The organism is Pantoea sp. UBA6567 (assembly GCF_002434165.1).
Taxonomy (GTDB): domain Bacteria; phylum Pseudomonadota; class Gammaproteobacteria; order Enterobacterales; family Enterobacteriaceae; genus Pantoea; species Pantoea eucrina.
This window is the reverse complement of sequence record NZ_DJJN01000006.1, coordinates 72,373-88,017: the sequence shown is the minus strand read 5'-3', so window position 1 is coordinate 88,017 and position 15,645 is coordinate 72,373. Positions and strand designations below refer to the sequence as shown.

The following is a 15,645-nucleotide window of genomic DNA, read 5'->3' as shown; positions in this document are numbered from 1 at the left end:
CCTGTGCCTGAAATGCAGGGTGCGTAAAAGAGCGGTTCGCCTGCCGCCGATCCGATGGCGCACTACCGCATCAGTGTTTTATGTAATTAACAACAGAAGCCACGAAAATACTACAAAGCATAATAAATCGCTATTTAGTTTTTTATACTAAACAACCGGCGCACCCAACTCTTTACCTGCCCGCTCCAGCTCCAGCAAAAACGCCTTAACCGGCAGGCCACCGGCAAAGCCGGTCAGTTTGCCGTTGCTGCCAATGACGCGGTGGCATGGAGCCATAATAGAGAGCGGGTTTTTGCCGTTGGCAGCCCCCACCGCGCGTACGGCTTTGGGATGCCCAATCTGCTCGGCTATCTGCCGGTAGCTGCGCGTCTCTCCAAATGGGATGGTCAGCAGGGCGGCCCATACCTTTTGCTGGAACGGCGTGCCGGACGGGTCGTAGCTCAGGGTAAAACGCTGCCGGGTGCCGGCAAAATACTCCTGCAGCTGACGCTCCGCCTCGCACAGCACCGGGTGCGACTCGTTACGTGACAGCGGCGTCAGCGGCACGCGCTGCGATCCTTCATTTTCCCACAGCACGGCTGCCAGGCCTTTATCGCTGGCAATCAGCGTCAGCTCGCCGACCGGCGTCACGATGGTTTTAGTATGGTACATAACAGATCTCCGCAGTGGATGACTCCCGACTATTATTGCATTAATCGCGCCGCAAACTGGCTGTTTTCGGACAGGCACATAAACTGATTAGCTGTCCGAAAGCAGCGTGTTTCCGCACCCGGACTGCGCCATGATGCCCTTTATTTACCGGAGAAGACGATGCTTGATCCTGAAATTGCTTACCAGGCGCTGACGTCGCGCGACAGTCGCTTTGACGGGCTGCTCTACGTGGGCGTAACCTCAACCGGTATTTACTGTCGTCCTGTCTGTCCGGTGCGCAAACCGCTGCTGAAAAACTGCCGCTTTTTTCATAACGCAGAAGCAGCGGAAAAGGCGCGCTTTCGCCCGTGCCTGCGCTGCCGCCCGGAGCTGGCGCCGGGATTTGCGCCGGTAGATAACCATCACCGCATTGCCGATCGTCTGATCCGTCGCGTTGAAGAGGGCATGCTGGAGGAGCAGACCTCGCTGGCAGATATTGCCGGTGAGTTCTTTCTGAGTGAACGTCAGCTGCGGCGCGTTATTCAGCAGGAGCTGGGCGTTTCGCCGCTGGAGCTGCGTCAGACGCGGCGTATGCTGCTGGCCAAACAGCTGCTGACCGAAACCGCGCTGCCCGTAACGGAGATCGCTTACGCCAGCGGCTTTCGCAGCCTGCGCCGCTTTAATGATGTGTTTCAGGCGCGCTATCACATGACGCCTTCCGCGCTGCGTAAGCGGAGCCAGCCGGAAGGCGCTGCGCTGCCACAGCAGAGCGCCACCCTGCAGCTGAGCTACCGTCCACCCTATGACTGGGCGGCGATGCTGGAGTTTCTTGAAGCGCACGTCATGAAGCAGGCTGAGTGGGTGGCCGATGGCGCTTATCACCGCACCGTCGCGCTGGGCGGCTGTCGCGGCTGGGTGCGCGTCAGCGCCCTGCCCGATAAGCATGCGCTGCAGGTTGAGTTCACTACCACACTGACGCCGGTGCTGCCTGCCCTGCTGCGCCGGCTGCGCGATCTGTTCGATCTGGATGCTCAGCCGCAGGCGGTGAGCGAGCTACTGGGCCGCGATCCGCTGCTGGCAGAGAGCCTGGCGCGCCACCCGGGCCTGCGCGTGCCCGGCGCGTTCGATGCGTTTGAGTTAAGCGTGCGCGCGATTCTCGGCCAGCAGGTTACGGTAAAAGCGGCTGTAACGCTCAGCAGCCGTCTGACGGAGCGCTTTGGCGAGCCGCTGGAGACGCCCTGGCCAGCGCTCTCCCGCCTCTCTCCGGACGCGGCCACGCTGGCAGCAGCAACGGTCGATGATATTGCGGTGCTCGGCATAGTCAGCGCCCGTTCAAATGCGATTATCGCACTGGCCCACGCCTGCGCCAGCGGCGCGCTGCGCTTTAACGGATCTCTGCCGCCGGATACTGTACAGCAGCAGCTGCTGGCGCTGAAGGGGGTCGGCCCGTGGACCGCCAGCTATATCGCCATGCGGGCGCTACGCTGGCCTGATGCTTTCCCGAAAGAGGATATCGCTATCCGTAATAATCTCGGTGGCGTAACGGCCAGAGAGGCAGAGCAGCTATCGCAGGTCTGGCGGCCATGGCGCAGCTATGCCGTGCAGCATATCTGGAAAAGCCTGATGCCCGAAAAAGCCTCCCGGAAAAAGCCGGCACGGTAGCGGCCAGGACGCCATAAATGGCGCCCCTGCGGATAGATGGGCATATTCCGTCAACGCAAACGCATTACCGCTCCCCATACCCGTAGGGGTCGCATTAATGCGACCCTGGTGTATTAATGCGCGTCTGTGGGGGGGGCATTACCGTACTGCGGAAAACGAAAAAAGCGCCCGTTGGGCGCTTTTTTCTGAATCTGGTGGGTCGTGCAGGATTCGAACCTGCGACCAATTGATTAAAAGTCAACTGCTCTACCAACTGAGCTAACGACCCGCTGTGGAAGCGACTTACAACTTTAAACTTGATGGTGGGTCGTGCAGGATTCGAACCTGCGACCAATTGATTAAAAGTCAACTGCTCTACCAACTGAGCTAACGACCCATCAAGGTTGTGAAGCTAACTGAAGAACCCGCCTGAACCTGTGGTTGAGATGGTGGGTCGTGCAGGATTCGAACCTGCGACCAATTGATTAAAAGTCAACTGCTCTACCAACTGAGCTAACGACCCATCTTCAGCGTCGCCGATACGCATTTACATATGTCCCGGCAACGGCGGCATATATTACTGATTTAGCGGGAGGGCGCAACCCTTATTTTCCCGCAGATAGCTCAACTGCTTACCTTTCAGGCGGCAAGACCAGAAATCAGGCGAAATCTGGTCTTTTTCGTACAAATTACAATCCGGCCAGCCGCTTTTGCGCCTGCTTTGCTGACTCACTATCCGGGAACTGCTTGATCACCTGCTGATAAACCGCTTTGGCTTTTGCCGTGTCTTTTTTATCCTGCATGATCACGCCAACCTTAAACAGCGCTTCCGCCGCTTTCGGTGATTTGGGATAGTTCTTCACCACCGTGGCAAAATAGTAAGCCGCATCGTCCTTCTTGCCTTTGTTGTAATGCAGCTGCCCCAGCCAGTAGTTGGCATTTGGCTGATAGGTAGAGTCAGGATACTTCTTCACCCATGCCTGCAGTGCAGAGATAGCCTGATCGTACTGCTTCTTCTCCAGAATCAGCGCGACGGCAGCGTTGTAATCGGTATTTGCATCGCCGGTTTGTGCAGGTGCGGCAGCCGTATTACTGCTACCCGCATCAGCGTTTCCCGCTGCGGCACCGGCAGCATCAGCGTTACCGCCGCTCTGTGCAGCGGACTGGCTGCTGCTTAACGTGTCGAGCTGCTGGTAAAGCTGCTTCTGACGCTCAACCGCCTGGTTAAGCTGATAGCTGTTCTGCTGGATCTGCCCGCGCAGGGAATCGATGTCGCTCTGATTATCGCTCATCTGCTGCTGTAACTGCTGCAGCAGCTGCGCCTGAGCATTGGAGATACGTTCAAGAGTGGTGACACGGTCTTCGACCGAGCCTGAGCCAACGCTACTGATTGACGCCTGGGCATTAGCGGCCCAGGGGGCCGCTACGCCAACCAGTAACGACAGACCCGCAAGGGATAGTCTGAAGTTACTAATCATATGATTCTCTTAGTAAACCAGTACGGCACGACGGTTTTTAGCATACGCTGATTCGTCATGGCCCAGTACGGCTGGTTTCTCTTTACCGTAAGATACGATAGACATCTGATCGGCAGAGACGCCTTTGCCCTGCAGATACATTTTCACTGCGTTAGCACGACGCTCGCCCAGCGCGATGTTGTACTCTGGCGTGCCACGCTCATCCGCATGACCTTCGATAGTCACTTTGTAAGACGGGTTGCCGCGCAGGAAAGCTGCGTGCTGATCCAGCATCTGAGCATAGTCAGACTGCACGTCATACTTGTCCAGACCGAAGTAAACGATGTTGTTCTGCTGCAGCTGCTGCATCTGCAGACGCGCCTGCTCGTCAGAAGACATGTTGCCGCCGTTCATGCCAGCGCCAGAGCCCGCACCGTACGCACCATCAGCACCCATACCGGACTGATCGTTGTTGTTGTTTTTGTGTGAGCTACAAGCAGCGACTGCAATCACTGGCAGAGCCAGCATTAAACCCTTCAGCATTTTGTTCAGTTGCATTTCTTTATCCTATTATTTTGTTTGCCATACATTGACTCCTCCGCCGACGAGGCAAGGGAGCGATGCATCACAGATACGGCGACCAGGCAGGTGATTTTACCTGTCCATCAGTTGCCGGAAGACGCGCTTTGAAACGCCCGTCAGTTGAAACCAGCTGCAGCACGGATCCCATCCCCTGAGTAGAGCTGTAGATAACCATGGTGCCGTTTGGTGCCAGACTTGGCGTTTCATCCAGGAACGTGTCCGTTAACGTCTGAACGGCTCCCGTTTCCAGATCCTGTTTGGCGACGTGCTGCGCGCCACCGGCGCTGCTGATCATCACCATGGTTTTACCGTCGGTCGACACATCCGCATCCTGGTTCTGTTTGCCTTCCCAGGTAATACGCTGTGGCGCGCCGCCGTTAACACCGACTTTATAAATCTGCGGTGCACCCGCCTGATCCGAGGTATACGCCAGGGTCTGGCTATCCGGGAACCAGGTTGGCTCAGTGCTGTTATAGCGGCCGTCTGTTACCTGACGGATCTGACCTGAGCCCAGGTCCATTACATAGAGATTCAGGCTACCCGTTTTAGAGAGGGCGAAAGCCAGCTTAGAACCATCCGGTGAGAACGATGGTGCACCGTTGTGACGCGGGAAGGAGGCAACCTGACGAATAGCGCCATTTGCCAGCGTCTGGATTACCAGCGCTGATTTGCCACTCTCAAACGTAACGTAGGCCAGTTTGCTGCCGTCAGGTGACCAGGCCGGTGACATCAGCGGCTGCGGTGAACGGTGTACCACAAACTGGTTGTAACCATCGTAGTCAGACACGCGCAGCTCATACGGGAACTGGCCGCCGTTGGTCTGCACAACATAAGCGATACGGGTGCGGAATGCGCCTTTAATGCCGGTCAGCTTCTCAAAGACTTCGTCACTGGCGGTATGCGCCGCATAGCGCAGCCACTGTTTTGTTACTTTGAAGGAGTTTTGTGCCAGTACGCTGCCCGGTGCACCACCGGTGTCGACCAGCTGATAGGCGACCTGATAGCTGCCATCGGCGTTAGGTGAGACCTGACCGACCACCACGGCATCAATACCCAGCGCGCTCCATGCGGCAGGCTGAACTTCCTGCGCACTGCCGGGCTGCTGCGGCAGACGTGAGCGATCCAGCGGATTAAATTTACCACTGTTGCGCACGTCAGCTGCCACAATACCGCCGACATCTTCTGGCGCCGCGCCAGGTCCGGCCCATTTAAACGGTACTACACCAATCGGACGGGCAGTGTTAACGCCCTGCGTAATTTCAATGCGTACTTCTGCGTGCAGCACAGCGGCCCACAGCAGTACAAAAAAACCTAAGGTTACACGAAGTGCCTGCTTCATCTTATCTCCCTTACCTGAACCTGAGTTCACGATAATTCGCACAGTTCCTGAAAAAACACGAGTATTTTATAGAATACGGCAAGCTAACCTTAGTTCAACCTGCCGTACGTTACTGCATTATTGCGGCCTGAAACGCATTGGTGCGTTTTTAAACACTTCATACACCGCCTGCGAAGGTGGCTTAGGAATACGCGCCTGCTTCGCAGCGGCAATGGCAGCCTGGCAAAGTGCCGGATCGCCCCCTTCCGATTTCACATCAATCAGCAGCCCATCGGGTGCCAGCTTAATACGTAAATCGCAGCTCTTACCGCGATAGAGATCGGCATCATAGAAGCGGCTTTGGATGGCGCTGGTGATCTGGCCCAGATAGGCGTTGACCTCAGCACCCGATGCACCCGCTTTCTTCTGATTGCCCTGCCCTGCTGCACCACCGCCGCCGGCTGCAGCGCCACTCTTCGGCGCGTTTTTACCGGAGGAGAGGCCGCCCAGCAGATCGTCAACATCGCTTTCGCCCTGCGCGGCTTCAGCAGCAGCCTTTTTCTTCGCGTCCGCGGCTGCTTTGGCTTTCGCCGCTGCATCTGCTTTTGCTTTAGCGGCTGCATCCGCTTTCGCTTTGGCAGCGGCGTCTGCTTTCGCTTTTGCCTCAGCGGCCGCCTTCTCTTTAGCAGCTTCCGCAGCTTTCTCCTTCGCCGCCTCTGCTGCTTTCTCTTTGGCTTCCTGCGCAGCTTTGGCTTTCGCCTCTGCCGCTGCTTTAGCTTTGGCATCGGCCGCTGCCTGCGCTTTCGCTTCCGCCTGCGCTTTGGCTTTCGCCTCAGCTGCCGCTTTCGCCTGCTCTGCCGCTTTCTCTTTTGCAGCATCCGCTGCCGCTGCTTTCGCCTGCTCTTCTGCCTGTTTCTTCGCCTCGGCAGCAGCCTGCTTCGCTTCAGCCGCTGCGGTTGCTTTCGCTTCTGCTGCTGCTTTAGCGCGCGCGTCTGCTTCTGCTTTCGCATCCGCTTTCGCCTGTGCGGCAGCGGCTTCAGCCGCTTTTTGCTGCTCCTGAGCCTGCTTTGCAGCCGTTTCGGCCGCTTTCTGCTGCTCAGCCTGCTGTTTAGCCTGCTCTTTCGCTTCCTGCTGCGCCTGCAGCCGCTCTTTTTCCAGCGCTTTCAGACGCTGCTGCTCGGCGGCCTGCTTCTGCTGTAGCTCTTCCGCCTGCTGCTGCGCCTGCTTTTTCCGCTGCTGCTCCGCACGCTGGCTGTCGCTCTGCTGATTTTGCTGACGATTATATTGTTCAACCACAGCCCCGGGATCGACCATGACGGCATCAATATCGCTACCGCCGCCGCCGCCGCTCGCTTCAATATGTTCGTTGAACGAGCTCCAGATCAGCAGCGCAATCAGCACGATGTGCAGCGCCACCGAAACAATAATTGCGCGTTTCAACTTCTGGTTCTGTTCGGTTGCCTTCGACACTCTCGGTTCCCAAAAACAAGTCGCGTTAAATCGGCTGCGTCATCAGACCGACTGATTTGACGCCAGCCTGATGAAGCAGGTTCAGCGCTTTAATGATTTCGTCGTAAGGCACATCTTTGGCCCCGCCAATCAGAAACACGGTTTTAGGATTGGCTTCAATACGACGCTGCGCTTCACTCACAACCTGCTCAGGCGGCAGCTGGGTCATACGATCGTGATCCACCACCAGGCTGTATTGTCCTACACCGGCCACTTCAACAATTACCGGCGGATTATCATCGCTGGCAACCGTTTTGGAGTCAGTGGCGTCCGGCAGATCAACTTCCACGCTCTGCGTAATGATTGGCGCGGTTGCCATAAAGATAAGCAGCAGCACCAGCAGCACATCGAGCAGCGGAACAATGTTGATTTCCGACTTAAGATCGCGGCGTCCGCGACCACGGGTTCTGGCCATCGTAAACCTCGACTTACTTCGTATTGTCGCTAGAGAAAGCCTGACGATGCAGGATAGCCGTGAACTCTTCCATAAAGTTATCGTAACCCTGCTCCAGCTTGTTGACGCGCTGGTTCAGACGGTTATAGGCCATGACCGCCGGGATCGCGGCAAACAGGCCGATCGCGGTGGCGATCAGCGCTTCTGCGATACCCGGTGCCACCATCTGCAGCGTGGCCTGCTTGACTGCGCCCAGCGCGATGAAAGCGTGCATGATCCCCCATACGGTACCAAACAGACCGATATAGGGGCTGATAGAACCCACGGTGCCGAGGAAAGGAATGTGGGTTTCCAGCGCTTCCAGCTCGCGGTTCATAGAGATACGCATGGCGCGGCTGGCGCCCTCGACCACCGCTTCCGGCGCATGGCTGTTTACGCGATGCAGGCGGGCAAACTCTTTAAAGCCGGCGTAGAAAATTTGTTCCGAACCGCCCAGCTCATCACGACGCCCCTGGCTCTCCTGATAGAGACGCGAGAGTTCGATACCGGACCAGAACTTATCTTCAAAGGCGTCCGCTTCGCGTCCTGCCGCATTCAGAATGCGCGTACGCTGGATAATGATTGCCCAGGAGGCAATAGAAAAGCCGATCAAAATCAACATGATAAGTTTGACCAGAAGGCTCGCCTTCAGGAACAAATCAAGAACATTCATGTCAGTCACTGCTTGAACTCCGCGACAATAGACTTGGGAAGCGCAATCGGCTTCATCAGGTGTGGGTTAATGCAGGCGATCAGGACATCTGCCTCGTTGAGCACCCTGCCTTCAGCATTGACGATACGCTGGGTGAAGGTCATGGTTGCGCGGGTCATTGAGGTCACTTCGGTCTGTATCTCCAGAAGGTCATCAAGGCGAGCCGCGGCAATGAACTCCACCGTCATGCGCCGTACCACAAATGCGACCTGCTCTTCTAACAGGACGTGTTGATTGAAATGGCGCTGACGCAGCATTTCGGTACGTGCTCGTTCATAAAAAGCAAGATAGCTGGCGTGGTAAACCACACCTCCGGCATCGGTATCTTCATAGTAGACCCGCACCGGCCAGCGAAACAGCGTTGTACTCACTCTACATCCCGGTCTCATTTTTAAACGTTGCTACTATACGCAAGAGCGATCCGCTTGGGAATGGTCCGCCAGAGCCAGAAGAAAATAATTATCTGACGGTAACAACCAGAAGGAATTACTCAACATTTCCTGACCTGATGCTGACAAAAGTCCTGGTCTGCAGTCAGGCGAGTGTGCCGTTAACAGGCACAAAAAAAGGGCCCGTCCGGACCCCTTTATTACCCCATGCTACCGGCCAGCATGCTGACCGATCAGGCGTTGTCATCCTGTGCACGGTTTGCATCTCTCTGCTCCAGCGCCAGGGCGGTGATCACACCTAATGCGCAGGCCAGCAGCGTGCCGAGGATCCAGGCAAAATACCACATGCAAAAGCTCCTTAATCAGTAGAGAGAGTGCGTGTTGCGTTCAATATCATCTTGGGTAATGCGACCGAACATTTTGTAGTAGCACCAGCTGGTGTAGGCCAGAATGATCGGCACAAAGATGAGTGCGGCGATGGTCATAATCTTCAGCGTCAGCAGGCTGGAGGTGGCATCCCAGAGGGTCAGGCTGCTACCCGGCACGGTGCTGGAGGGCATGATAAACGGGAACAGCGCAATACCGGCGGTCATGATGACGCAGGCCAGCGTCAGGGAAGAGAAGATGAATGCCCAGGCGCCCCGCTCGCCGCGCGAACAAAGTAGTGTAAGCAGCGGCAGAACAGCGCCCAGCAGCGGAAACGCCCACAGCAGCGGCATCTGCTCAAAATTACGCAGCCAGGCACCCGCCTCGCGCACCACCTCTTTGCCCAGTGGATTAGAGGCTGCGTGGTGATCGATAACGCTTTTCACTACATAGCCGTCAAGGCCATATTTTACCCACAAGCCCGCCAGCACAAAGGCGATGAGCATCACCAGCGCCCCCGCCTGCGCCGCGCTGCGCGCACGTAAATGCAGCTCACCGCAGGTGCGCATCTGCAGATAGGTGGCGCCCTGGGTCAGGATCATCGCCACGCTGATGACTCCCGCCAGCAGGCCAAATGGATTGAGCAGCTGGAAGAAATTGCCGGTATAGAACAGACGCAGATAGCTATCTGCATGAAACGGCACCCCCTGCAGCAGATTGCCAAAGGCGACGCCTATCACCAGCGGCGGAACAAAACTGCCGGCAAAGATGCCCCAGTCCCACACGGCACGCCAGCGCCTGTCTTCAATTTTGGATCGATAATCAAAACCCACCGGGCGAAAAAAGAGCGAGGCGAGCACCAGAATCATGGCGACATAGAAACCAGAGAAGGCGGCGGCATAGACCATGGGCCAGGCGGCAAACAGCGCACCGCCAGCCGTGATCAGCCAGACCTGATTGCCGTCCCAGTGCGGTGCAATCGTGTTGATCATAATACGGCGCTCGGTGTCGCTGCGTCCGAGCACGGGCGTCAGCATACCGACCCCCATATCAAAACCGTCCGCCACGGCAAAGCCGATCAGCAGTATGCCAATCAGCAGCCACCAGACAAAACGTAACACTTCGTAGTCAAACATGGTTGCTCTCCTTTAGCCGCGCTCTGGCTGCGTAGCGATCTGCACTGATTCATTGTGATAGCGGCCGGTTTTCAGGCTGCCCGGCCCCATGCGGGCAAACCGGAACATCAGATACATCTCTGCCACCAGAAACAGCGTGTAGAGTCCGCAAATCAGCGTCATCGAAAACAGCACGTCTCCCACGGTCAGCGAAGAGTTCGCTACGGCGGTGGGTAACACTTCACCGATTGCCCACGGCTGACGCCCGTACTCCGCAACAAACCAGCCCGCCTCGATAGCGATCCACGGCAGCGGAATGCCATACAGTGCGGCTTTCAGCAGCCAGCGCTGCTGACCGATCCGGTCGCGGACTACGCTCCAGAATGAGAGGGCAATAATCGCCAGCAACAGCGCGCCGCACAGCACCATGATACGGAAGGCAAAATAGAGCGGCGCCACGCGCGGAATGGCGTCTTTCACCGCCTGTTGTATCTGCGCTTCGCTGGCATCGGTGACCGTCGGGGTGTAGCGCTTAAGCAGCAGGCCGTAGCCAAGATCCTGCTTGCTGGCTTCAAACGCGCGGCGGACTTCCGGGTCCTGATTGCCGCTGCGCAGCGCATTGAGCAGGCCATACGCTTTGATGCCGTTACGGATCCGCACCTCATGCTGCGCCTGCAGTTCTTTCAGGCCGGTAACGGGTTTATCCACTGAGCGCGTGGCGATAAGGCCAAGCAGATACGGAATCTGAATCGCATATTTGTTCTCCTGCGTCTCCTGATTCGGTATACCAAATAGCGTAAAGGCGGCGGGTGCCGGCTGGGTCTCCCACTCCGCCTCGATTGCAGCCAGTTTGGTTTTCTGGACATCCCCCATCTCGTAGCCCGACTCATCGCCGAGTACAATCACCGAGAGCACCGCCGCCATGCCAAAACTGGCCGCAATGGCAAAGGAGCGGCGGGCAAACGCCACATCACGCCCTTTAAGCAGATACCAGCCGCTGATCCCCAGAACAAACATGGCGCCAGCGGTATAGCCCGCTGCCACGGTATGCACAAATTTCACCTGTGCGACCGGGTTAAGCACCAGCTCTGAAAAGCTCAGCATTTCCATACGCATGGTTTCAGCGTTGAATGCTGCGGCGATGGGATTTTGCATCCAGCCATTGGCCACCAGGATCCAGAGCGCAGAGAGGTTGGATCCCAGCGCCACCAGCCAGGTGACCGCCAGATGCTGAACTTTGCCCAGCCGATCCCAGCCAAAGAAAAACAGCCCGACAAAGGTGGATTCAAGAAAGAACGCCATTAATCCTTCGATGGCCAGCGGCGCCCCGAAAATATCGCCGACGTAGTGGGAGTAATAGGACCAGTTAGTGCCGAACTGGAACTCCATGGTAAGTCCGGTGGCCACGCCCAGCGCAAAGTTGATGCCAAACAACTTGCCCCAGAATTTGGTCATATCTTTATAAATCTGTTTGCCCGACAGCACGTAGACGGTTTCCATGATCGCCAGCAGAAACGCCATACCCAGCGTTAATGGTACGAACAGAAAGTGGTACATCGCCGTCAGGGCAAACTGTAAGCGCGACAGCTCGACAATATCTAACATGAGAACTCCTTGCTCTTCGCATGCCGCTGTGTTGCCGGACGGTAAACGGCGCAACAGCGTGCAGGAACGGCTGATTATTAATTCCGGTTTTATTACCCGCAGATAGCGCAATCTGCGGCCCGAAATGAGCGAGTAATAGTGGTGATAATTCCCTGAAAATATCGCCTCACATTTCTGTCATGCAGGCGTCAGCGTCAGATGTCACAATATTGATCCGGGGGCATACGACTCAGACGGCTGTTATCCGTGGCAAAACTGTGATTTGATGCAGCGCAATTTATACCGGCCGGGTTGTTTTTAGCCAGCAGTAAAGTTTGCTATAACACGCTATTATTTGATCTGGATTAAGATATAAAGTTTACGAATATGTAGCCTGAAAGAGTTGTTAAAGCGATGTCAAAAGCTGCCGCGTTTAATTAAAATTACGATTACCTTTTCTGTGAGTTATTAACTTTAAAATCCGCCGCGCAGGATAATAAATAAAAACCGCTACGCTGCAGGCATAAAAAAAGCCACCCGCAGGTGGCTTATGCTTATTCAGTCAGCGCAATCAGTTAGCAGGCAGAACTGCTTTTACCGCATCACCGATATCGGCCAGGCTGCGGACGGTTTTCACACCTGCCGCTTCCAGCGCAGCAAACTTCTCGTCAGCCGTGCCTTTACCGCCGGCAATGATGGCGCCAGCATGGCCCATACGTTTGCCTTTCGGCGCCGTTACGCCTGCGATGTAGCCGACAACCGGCTTGGTGACGTGCTCTTTGATAAAGGCTGCCGCTTCTTCTTCCGCGCTGCCGCCGATTTCACCGATCATCACAATCGCTTCGGTCTGCGGATCGTCCTGGAACATCTGCAGAATATCGATGAAGTTAGAGCCCGGGATCGGGTCGCCACCGATACCGACACAGGTAGACTGGCCATAGCCAATATCTGTGGTCTGCTTAACCGCTTCATAGGTCAGGGTGCCGGAACGTGACACGATGCCCACGCGGCCTGGCTGGTGAATGTGGCCTGGCATAATGCCGATTTTGCATTCGCCTGGGGTGATCACGCCAGGGCAGTTAGGGCCAATCATGCGCACGCCTGCTTCATCCAGCTTCATTTTCACAGTCAGCATATCCAGCGTCGGGATACCTTCAGTGATGGTGATGATCAGCTTGATGCCCGCGTCGATCGCTTCCAGGATACCGTCTTTGCAGAACGGAGCCGGAACGTAGATAACCGTGGCCGTTGCGCCGGTCGCTTCTACCGCTTCACGCACGGTATTGAACACCGGCAGGCCCAGATGGGTAGTGCCGCCTTTACCTGGCGTTACGCCGCCAACCAGCTGCGTGCCATAGGCCAGCGCCTGCTCAGAGTGAAAAGTCCCCTGGCCACCGGTGAAACCCTGGCAGATGACTTTGGTGTTCTTGTCGATCAGAATGGACATTATTTACCCTCCGCTGCAGCAACAACACGCTGTGCCGCGTCTGTCAGGCTGGTTGCTGCAATGATGTTCAGACCGCTGTCCGCCAGTTTCTTAGCGCCCAGCTCAGCGTTGTTACCTTCCAGACGTACCACTACCGGCACGTTGACACCCACTTCTGCCACTGCGCCGATGATGCCATCAGCGATCAGATCGCAACGGACAATACCGCCGAAGATGTTAACGAATACCGCTTTTACCGCGTCGTCAGAGAGGATGATTTTGAAGGCTTCGGTTACGCGCTCTTTAGTTGCGCCGCCGCCGACATCAAGGAAGTTTGCAGGCTGGCCACCGTGATGCTTCACGATATCCATTGTGCCCATCGCCAGACCCGCACCGTTGACCATACAGCCAATGTTGCCTTCCAGCGCGACATAGTTCAGCTCCCACTGCGTTGCGTGCGCTTCGCGTGGATCTTCCTGGCTTGGATCGCGCATTTCGCGCAGTTCAGGCTGGCGGAACAGCGCGTTGCCGTCTGCGCCCAGCTTGCCATCCAGGCAGATCAGGTCGCCCTGTTTGGTGATCACCAGCGGGTTGATCTCAACCATCGCCAGATCGCGCTCCAGGAACATGGTAGCCAGACCCATAAAGATTTTGGTGAACTGGCTGACCTGCTTACCGGTCAGACCCAGTTTGAACGCCAGTTCGCGGCCCTGGTATGGCTGCGGTCCCGCTAACGGGTCGAGCGCCATTTTGTGGATCAGGTGCGGGGTCTCTTCCGCCACTTTTTCAATTTCCACACCGCCTTCGGTTGATGCCATGAAGATCACGCGGCGCGTAGCGCGATCGACGACCGCACCCAGATAGAGTTCCTGATCGATATCCGTTGCCGCTTCAACCAGAATCTGGTTAACCGGCTGGCCCAGCGCATCTGTCTGATAGGTCACCAGACGTTTACCCAGCCAGTGCTCAGCAAATGCACGGATCTCTTCTTTACTTTTCACTACCTTCACGCCGCCCGCTTTACCACGGCCACCGGCATGAACCTGACATTTCACTACCCACGGGCCTGCGCCAATTTTTGAGGCGGCTTCTTCGGCTTCACGTGGCGTGGTGCAGGCATAACCAGTCGGTGCTGGCATACCATACCGTGCAAACAGCTGCTTCGCCTGGTATTCGTGTAAGTTCATGATGTTCTATCCATTCAGATCTGAAACATTTAAATGTGGGCGCGCATCGCTGCGCGCCCGGCGAAAATCAGACATCCAGCAGCAGACGAGCCGGATCTTCCAGCATCTCTTTCACTGCGACCAGATAGCCCACCGATTCACGGCCATCGATCAGACGGTGATCGTAAGAGAGCGCCAGATACATCATCGGCAGGATCACAACCTGACCATTGACCGCCATTGGACGATCTTTAATGGCGTGCATGCCCAGAATGGCGCTCTGCGGCGGGTTAATGATTGGCGTTGACATCAGCGAACCAAATACGCCGCCGTTGGTGATGGTGAAGTTACCGCCGGTCAGCTCTTCAACTGTCAGCTTGCCATCACGGCCTTTCACCGCCAGCTCTTTTATTTTCTTCTCGATATCCGCCATGCTCAGCGCATCCACATCTTTCAGCACTGGCGTCACCAGACCGCGCGGCGTAGAAACGGCGATGCTGACATCGAAGTAGTTGTGGTACACCACATCTTCGCCATCGATAGAGGCGTTTACTTCCGGGAAGCGCTTCAGGGCTTCAACGACCGCTTTGATGTAGAAGGACATAAAGCCCAGGCGTACACCGTGACGTTTTTCAAACGCCTCACCATACTGCTTGCGCAGATCCATGATGGGCTTCATGTTGATTTCGTTGAACGTGGTCAGCATGGCGGTGCTGTTTTTCGCTTCCAGCAGACGCTCAGCCACGCGTTTGCGCAGGCGGGTCATCGGCACGCGCTTCTCGCTGCGGTTAGCAACCGGAGCCGGAGCCGCCGCTTCAGCAGCCGGAGCCGCTTTCGCTTCCGGCTTTTTCGCCAGGTGCTTTTCAATATCTTCGCGCGTCAGTCGGCCACCCACGCCGGTGCCTTTGATCTGGCTGGCGTCGAGATTGTTTTCCGCGATCAGACGGCGTACAGCAGGGCTCAGCGCGTCGCTGCTCTCTTCTTCCAGCGACGCGGACTGGCGCTGTGCCGGTGCAGATTCATTGCTCTCAACTTTCGCTGAGGTCTCTTTCCCGCCGCTGTTGCCCTCTTTCAGGCGACCAAGCAGCTGGCGCGAGGTGACGGTAGCACCCTCTTCTTCCAGCACGGCTTCCAGAATACCATCAGCAGCAGCAGGAACTTCTAGCACCACTTTATCGGTTTCAATTTCGACCAGCACTTCATCACGGCTGACTGCATCGCCAGGTTTTTTGTGCCAGGTTGCAACCGTTGCGTCCGCTACGGATTCAGGTAAATCGGGAACGAGAATTTCTACGCTACTCATTTTCTTTCCTTTTT

The 15,645-nt window shown here is 56.3% G+C and carries 15 protein-coding genes and 3 tRNA genes; 1 reads left to right on the top strand and 17 read right to left on the bottom strand.

The features are described 5' to 3' along the window. Window positions 1–147: 147 nt before the first annotated feature. A complete protein-coding gene (locus B4M48_RS06410; RefSeq protein WP_283340770.1) occupies window positions 148–651 on the bottom strand; it encodes a methylated-DNA--[protein]-cysteine S-methyltransferase in 504 nt (167 codons plus the stop codon). Between the two features lie 159 nt (window positions 652–810). Between B4M48_RS06410 and B4M48_RS06405 the strand changes: the two genes are divergently transcribed. Then, window positions 811–2,292: an AlkA N-terminal domain-containing protein gene (locus B4M48_RS06405; protein WP_039383254.1), complete on the top strand. Its 1,482-nt coding sequence runs from the start codon at window positions 811–813 to the stop codon at window positions 2,290–2,292. Window positions 2,293–2,484: 192 nt separating this feature from the next. Here the strand turns inward: B4M48_RS06405 and B4M48_RS06400 are convergent. The 16 genes from B4M48_RS06400 to odhB all read right to left on the bottom strand — a co-directional run bounded on the left by B4M48_RS06400 (window position 2,485) and on the right by odhB (window position 15,631). Next, window positions 2,485–2,560 (bottom strand) — tRNA-Lys (locus B4M48_RS06400). A gap of 32 nt (window positions 2,561–2,592) precedes the next feature. After that, window positions 2,593–2,668: transfer RNA gene (locus tag B4M48_RS06395), tRNA-Lys, on the bottom strand. A gap of 50 nt (window positions 2,669–2,718) precedes the next feature. Next, a tRNA-Lys gene (locus B4M48_RS06390) sits at window positions 2,719–2,794 on the bottom strand. A gap of 166 nt (window positions 2,795–2,960) precedes the next feature. Next, complete coding sequence (gene cpoB, locus B4M48_RS06385) at window positions 2,961–3,749, bottom strand: cell division protein CpoB (protein WP_071668993.1); 789 nt, start codon at window positions 3,747–3,749, stop codon at window positions 2,961–2,963. Between the two features lie 9 nt (window positions 3,750–3,758). Further along, the gene (pal, locus tag B4M48_RS06380) at window positions 3,759–4,286 is read right to left on the bottom strand and encodes a peptidoglycan-associated lipoprotein Pal (protein WP_039383250.1); all 528 of its coding nucleotides are present in this window, start codon (window positions 4,284–4,286) and stop codon (window positions 3,759–3,761) included. Window positions 4,287–4,353: 67 nt separating this feature from the next. Continuing rightward, complete coding sequence (tolB, locus tag B4M48_RS06375) at window positions 4,354–5,649, bottom strand: Tol-Pal system beta propeller repeat protein TolB (RefSeq protein ID WP_039383247.1); 1,296 nt, start codon at window positions 5,647–5,649, stop codon at window positions 4,354–4,356. Window positions 5,650–5,766: 117 nt separating this feature from the next. Continuing rightward, the gene (gene tolA / locus B4M48_RS06370; protein ID WP_071668992.1) at window positions 5,767–7,098 is read right to left on the bottom strand and encodes a cell envelope integrity protein TolA; all 1,332 of its coding nucleotides are present in this window, start codon (window positions 7,096–7,098) and stop codon (window positions 5,767–5,769) included. Between the two features lie 25 nt (window positions 7,099–7,123). After that, on the bottom strand, window positions 7,124–7,552 hold the full coding sequence (gene tolR, locus B4M48_RS06365) for a colicin uptake protein TolR (RefSeq protein WP_039383244.1): 429 nt from the start codon (window positions 7,550–7,552) through the stop codon (window positions 7,124–7,126). A gap of 13 nt (window positions 7,553–7,565) precedes the next feature. Beyond that, entirely contained in the window at window positions 7,566–8,252 is a 687-nt protein-coding gene (gene tolQ / locus B4M48_RS06360; RefSeq protein ID WP_039383242.1) for a Tol-Pal system protein TolQ, read from the bottom strand. Then, window positions 8,249–8,653: a tol-pal system-associated acyl-CoA thioesterase gene (gene ybgC, locus B4M48_RS06355; protein WP_039383240.1), complete on the bottom strand. Its 405-nt coding sequence runs from the start codon at window positions 8,651–8,653 to the stop codon at window positions 8,249–8,251. The genes tolQ and ybgC overlap by 4 nt, the downstream gene beginning before the upstream one ends. Window positions 8,654–8,904: 251 nt before the next feature. Further along, window positions 8,905–9,018, bottom strand: coding sequence for a cytochrome bd-I oxidase subunit CydX (gene cydX, locus B4M48_RS06350; protein ID WP_071668990.1), 114 nt, complete (start codon window positions 9,016–9,018; stop codon window positions 8,905–8,907). Window positions 9,019–9,033: 15 nt separating this feature from the next. Beyond that, window positions 9,034–10,173, bottom strand: coding sequence for a cytochrome d ubiquinol oxidase subunit II (cydB, locus tag B4M48_RS06345; protein ID WP_039383238.1), 1,140 nt, complete (start codon window positions 10,171–10,173; stop codon window positions 9,034–9,036). Between the two features lie 12 nt (window positions 10,174–10,185). Continuing rightward, on the bottom strand, window positions 10,186–11,757 hold the full coding sequence (cydA, locus tag B4M48_RS06340) for a cytochrome ubiquinol oxidase subunit I (RefSeq protein ID WP_288656251.1): 1,572 nt from the start codon (window positions 11,755–11,757) through the stop codon (window positions 10,186–10,188). Window positions 11,758–12,307: 550 nt separating this feature from the next. Then, window positions 12,308–13,183 (bottom strand): succinate--CoA ligase subunit alpha, encoded by an 876-nt coding sequence (sucD, locus tag B4M48_RS06335; RefSeq protein WP_039383236.1) that lies wholly within the window; start codon window positions 13,181–13,183, stop codon window positions 12,308–12,310. Continuing rightward, window positions 13,183–14,349, bottom strand: a complete 1,167-nt coding sequence (sucC, locus tag B4M48_RS06330; RefSeq protein ID WP_039383235.1) for an ADP-forming succinate--CoA ligase subunit beta — start codon at window positions 14,347–14,349, stop codon at window positions 13,183–13,185. The genes sucD and sucC overlap by 1 nt, the downstream gene beginning before the upstream one ends. 67 nt (window positions 14,350–14,416) lie before the next feature. Beyond that, window positions 14,417–15,631: a 2-oxoglutarate dehydrogenase complex dihydrolipoyllysine-residue succinyltransferase gene (gene odhB / locus B4M48_RS06325; protein WP_039383234.1), complete on the bottom strand. Its 1,215-nt coding sequence runs from the start codon at window positions 15,629–15,631 to the stop codon at window positions 14,417–14,419. Between the last annotated feature and the right edge of the window lie 14 nt (window positions 15,632–15,645).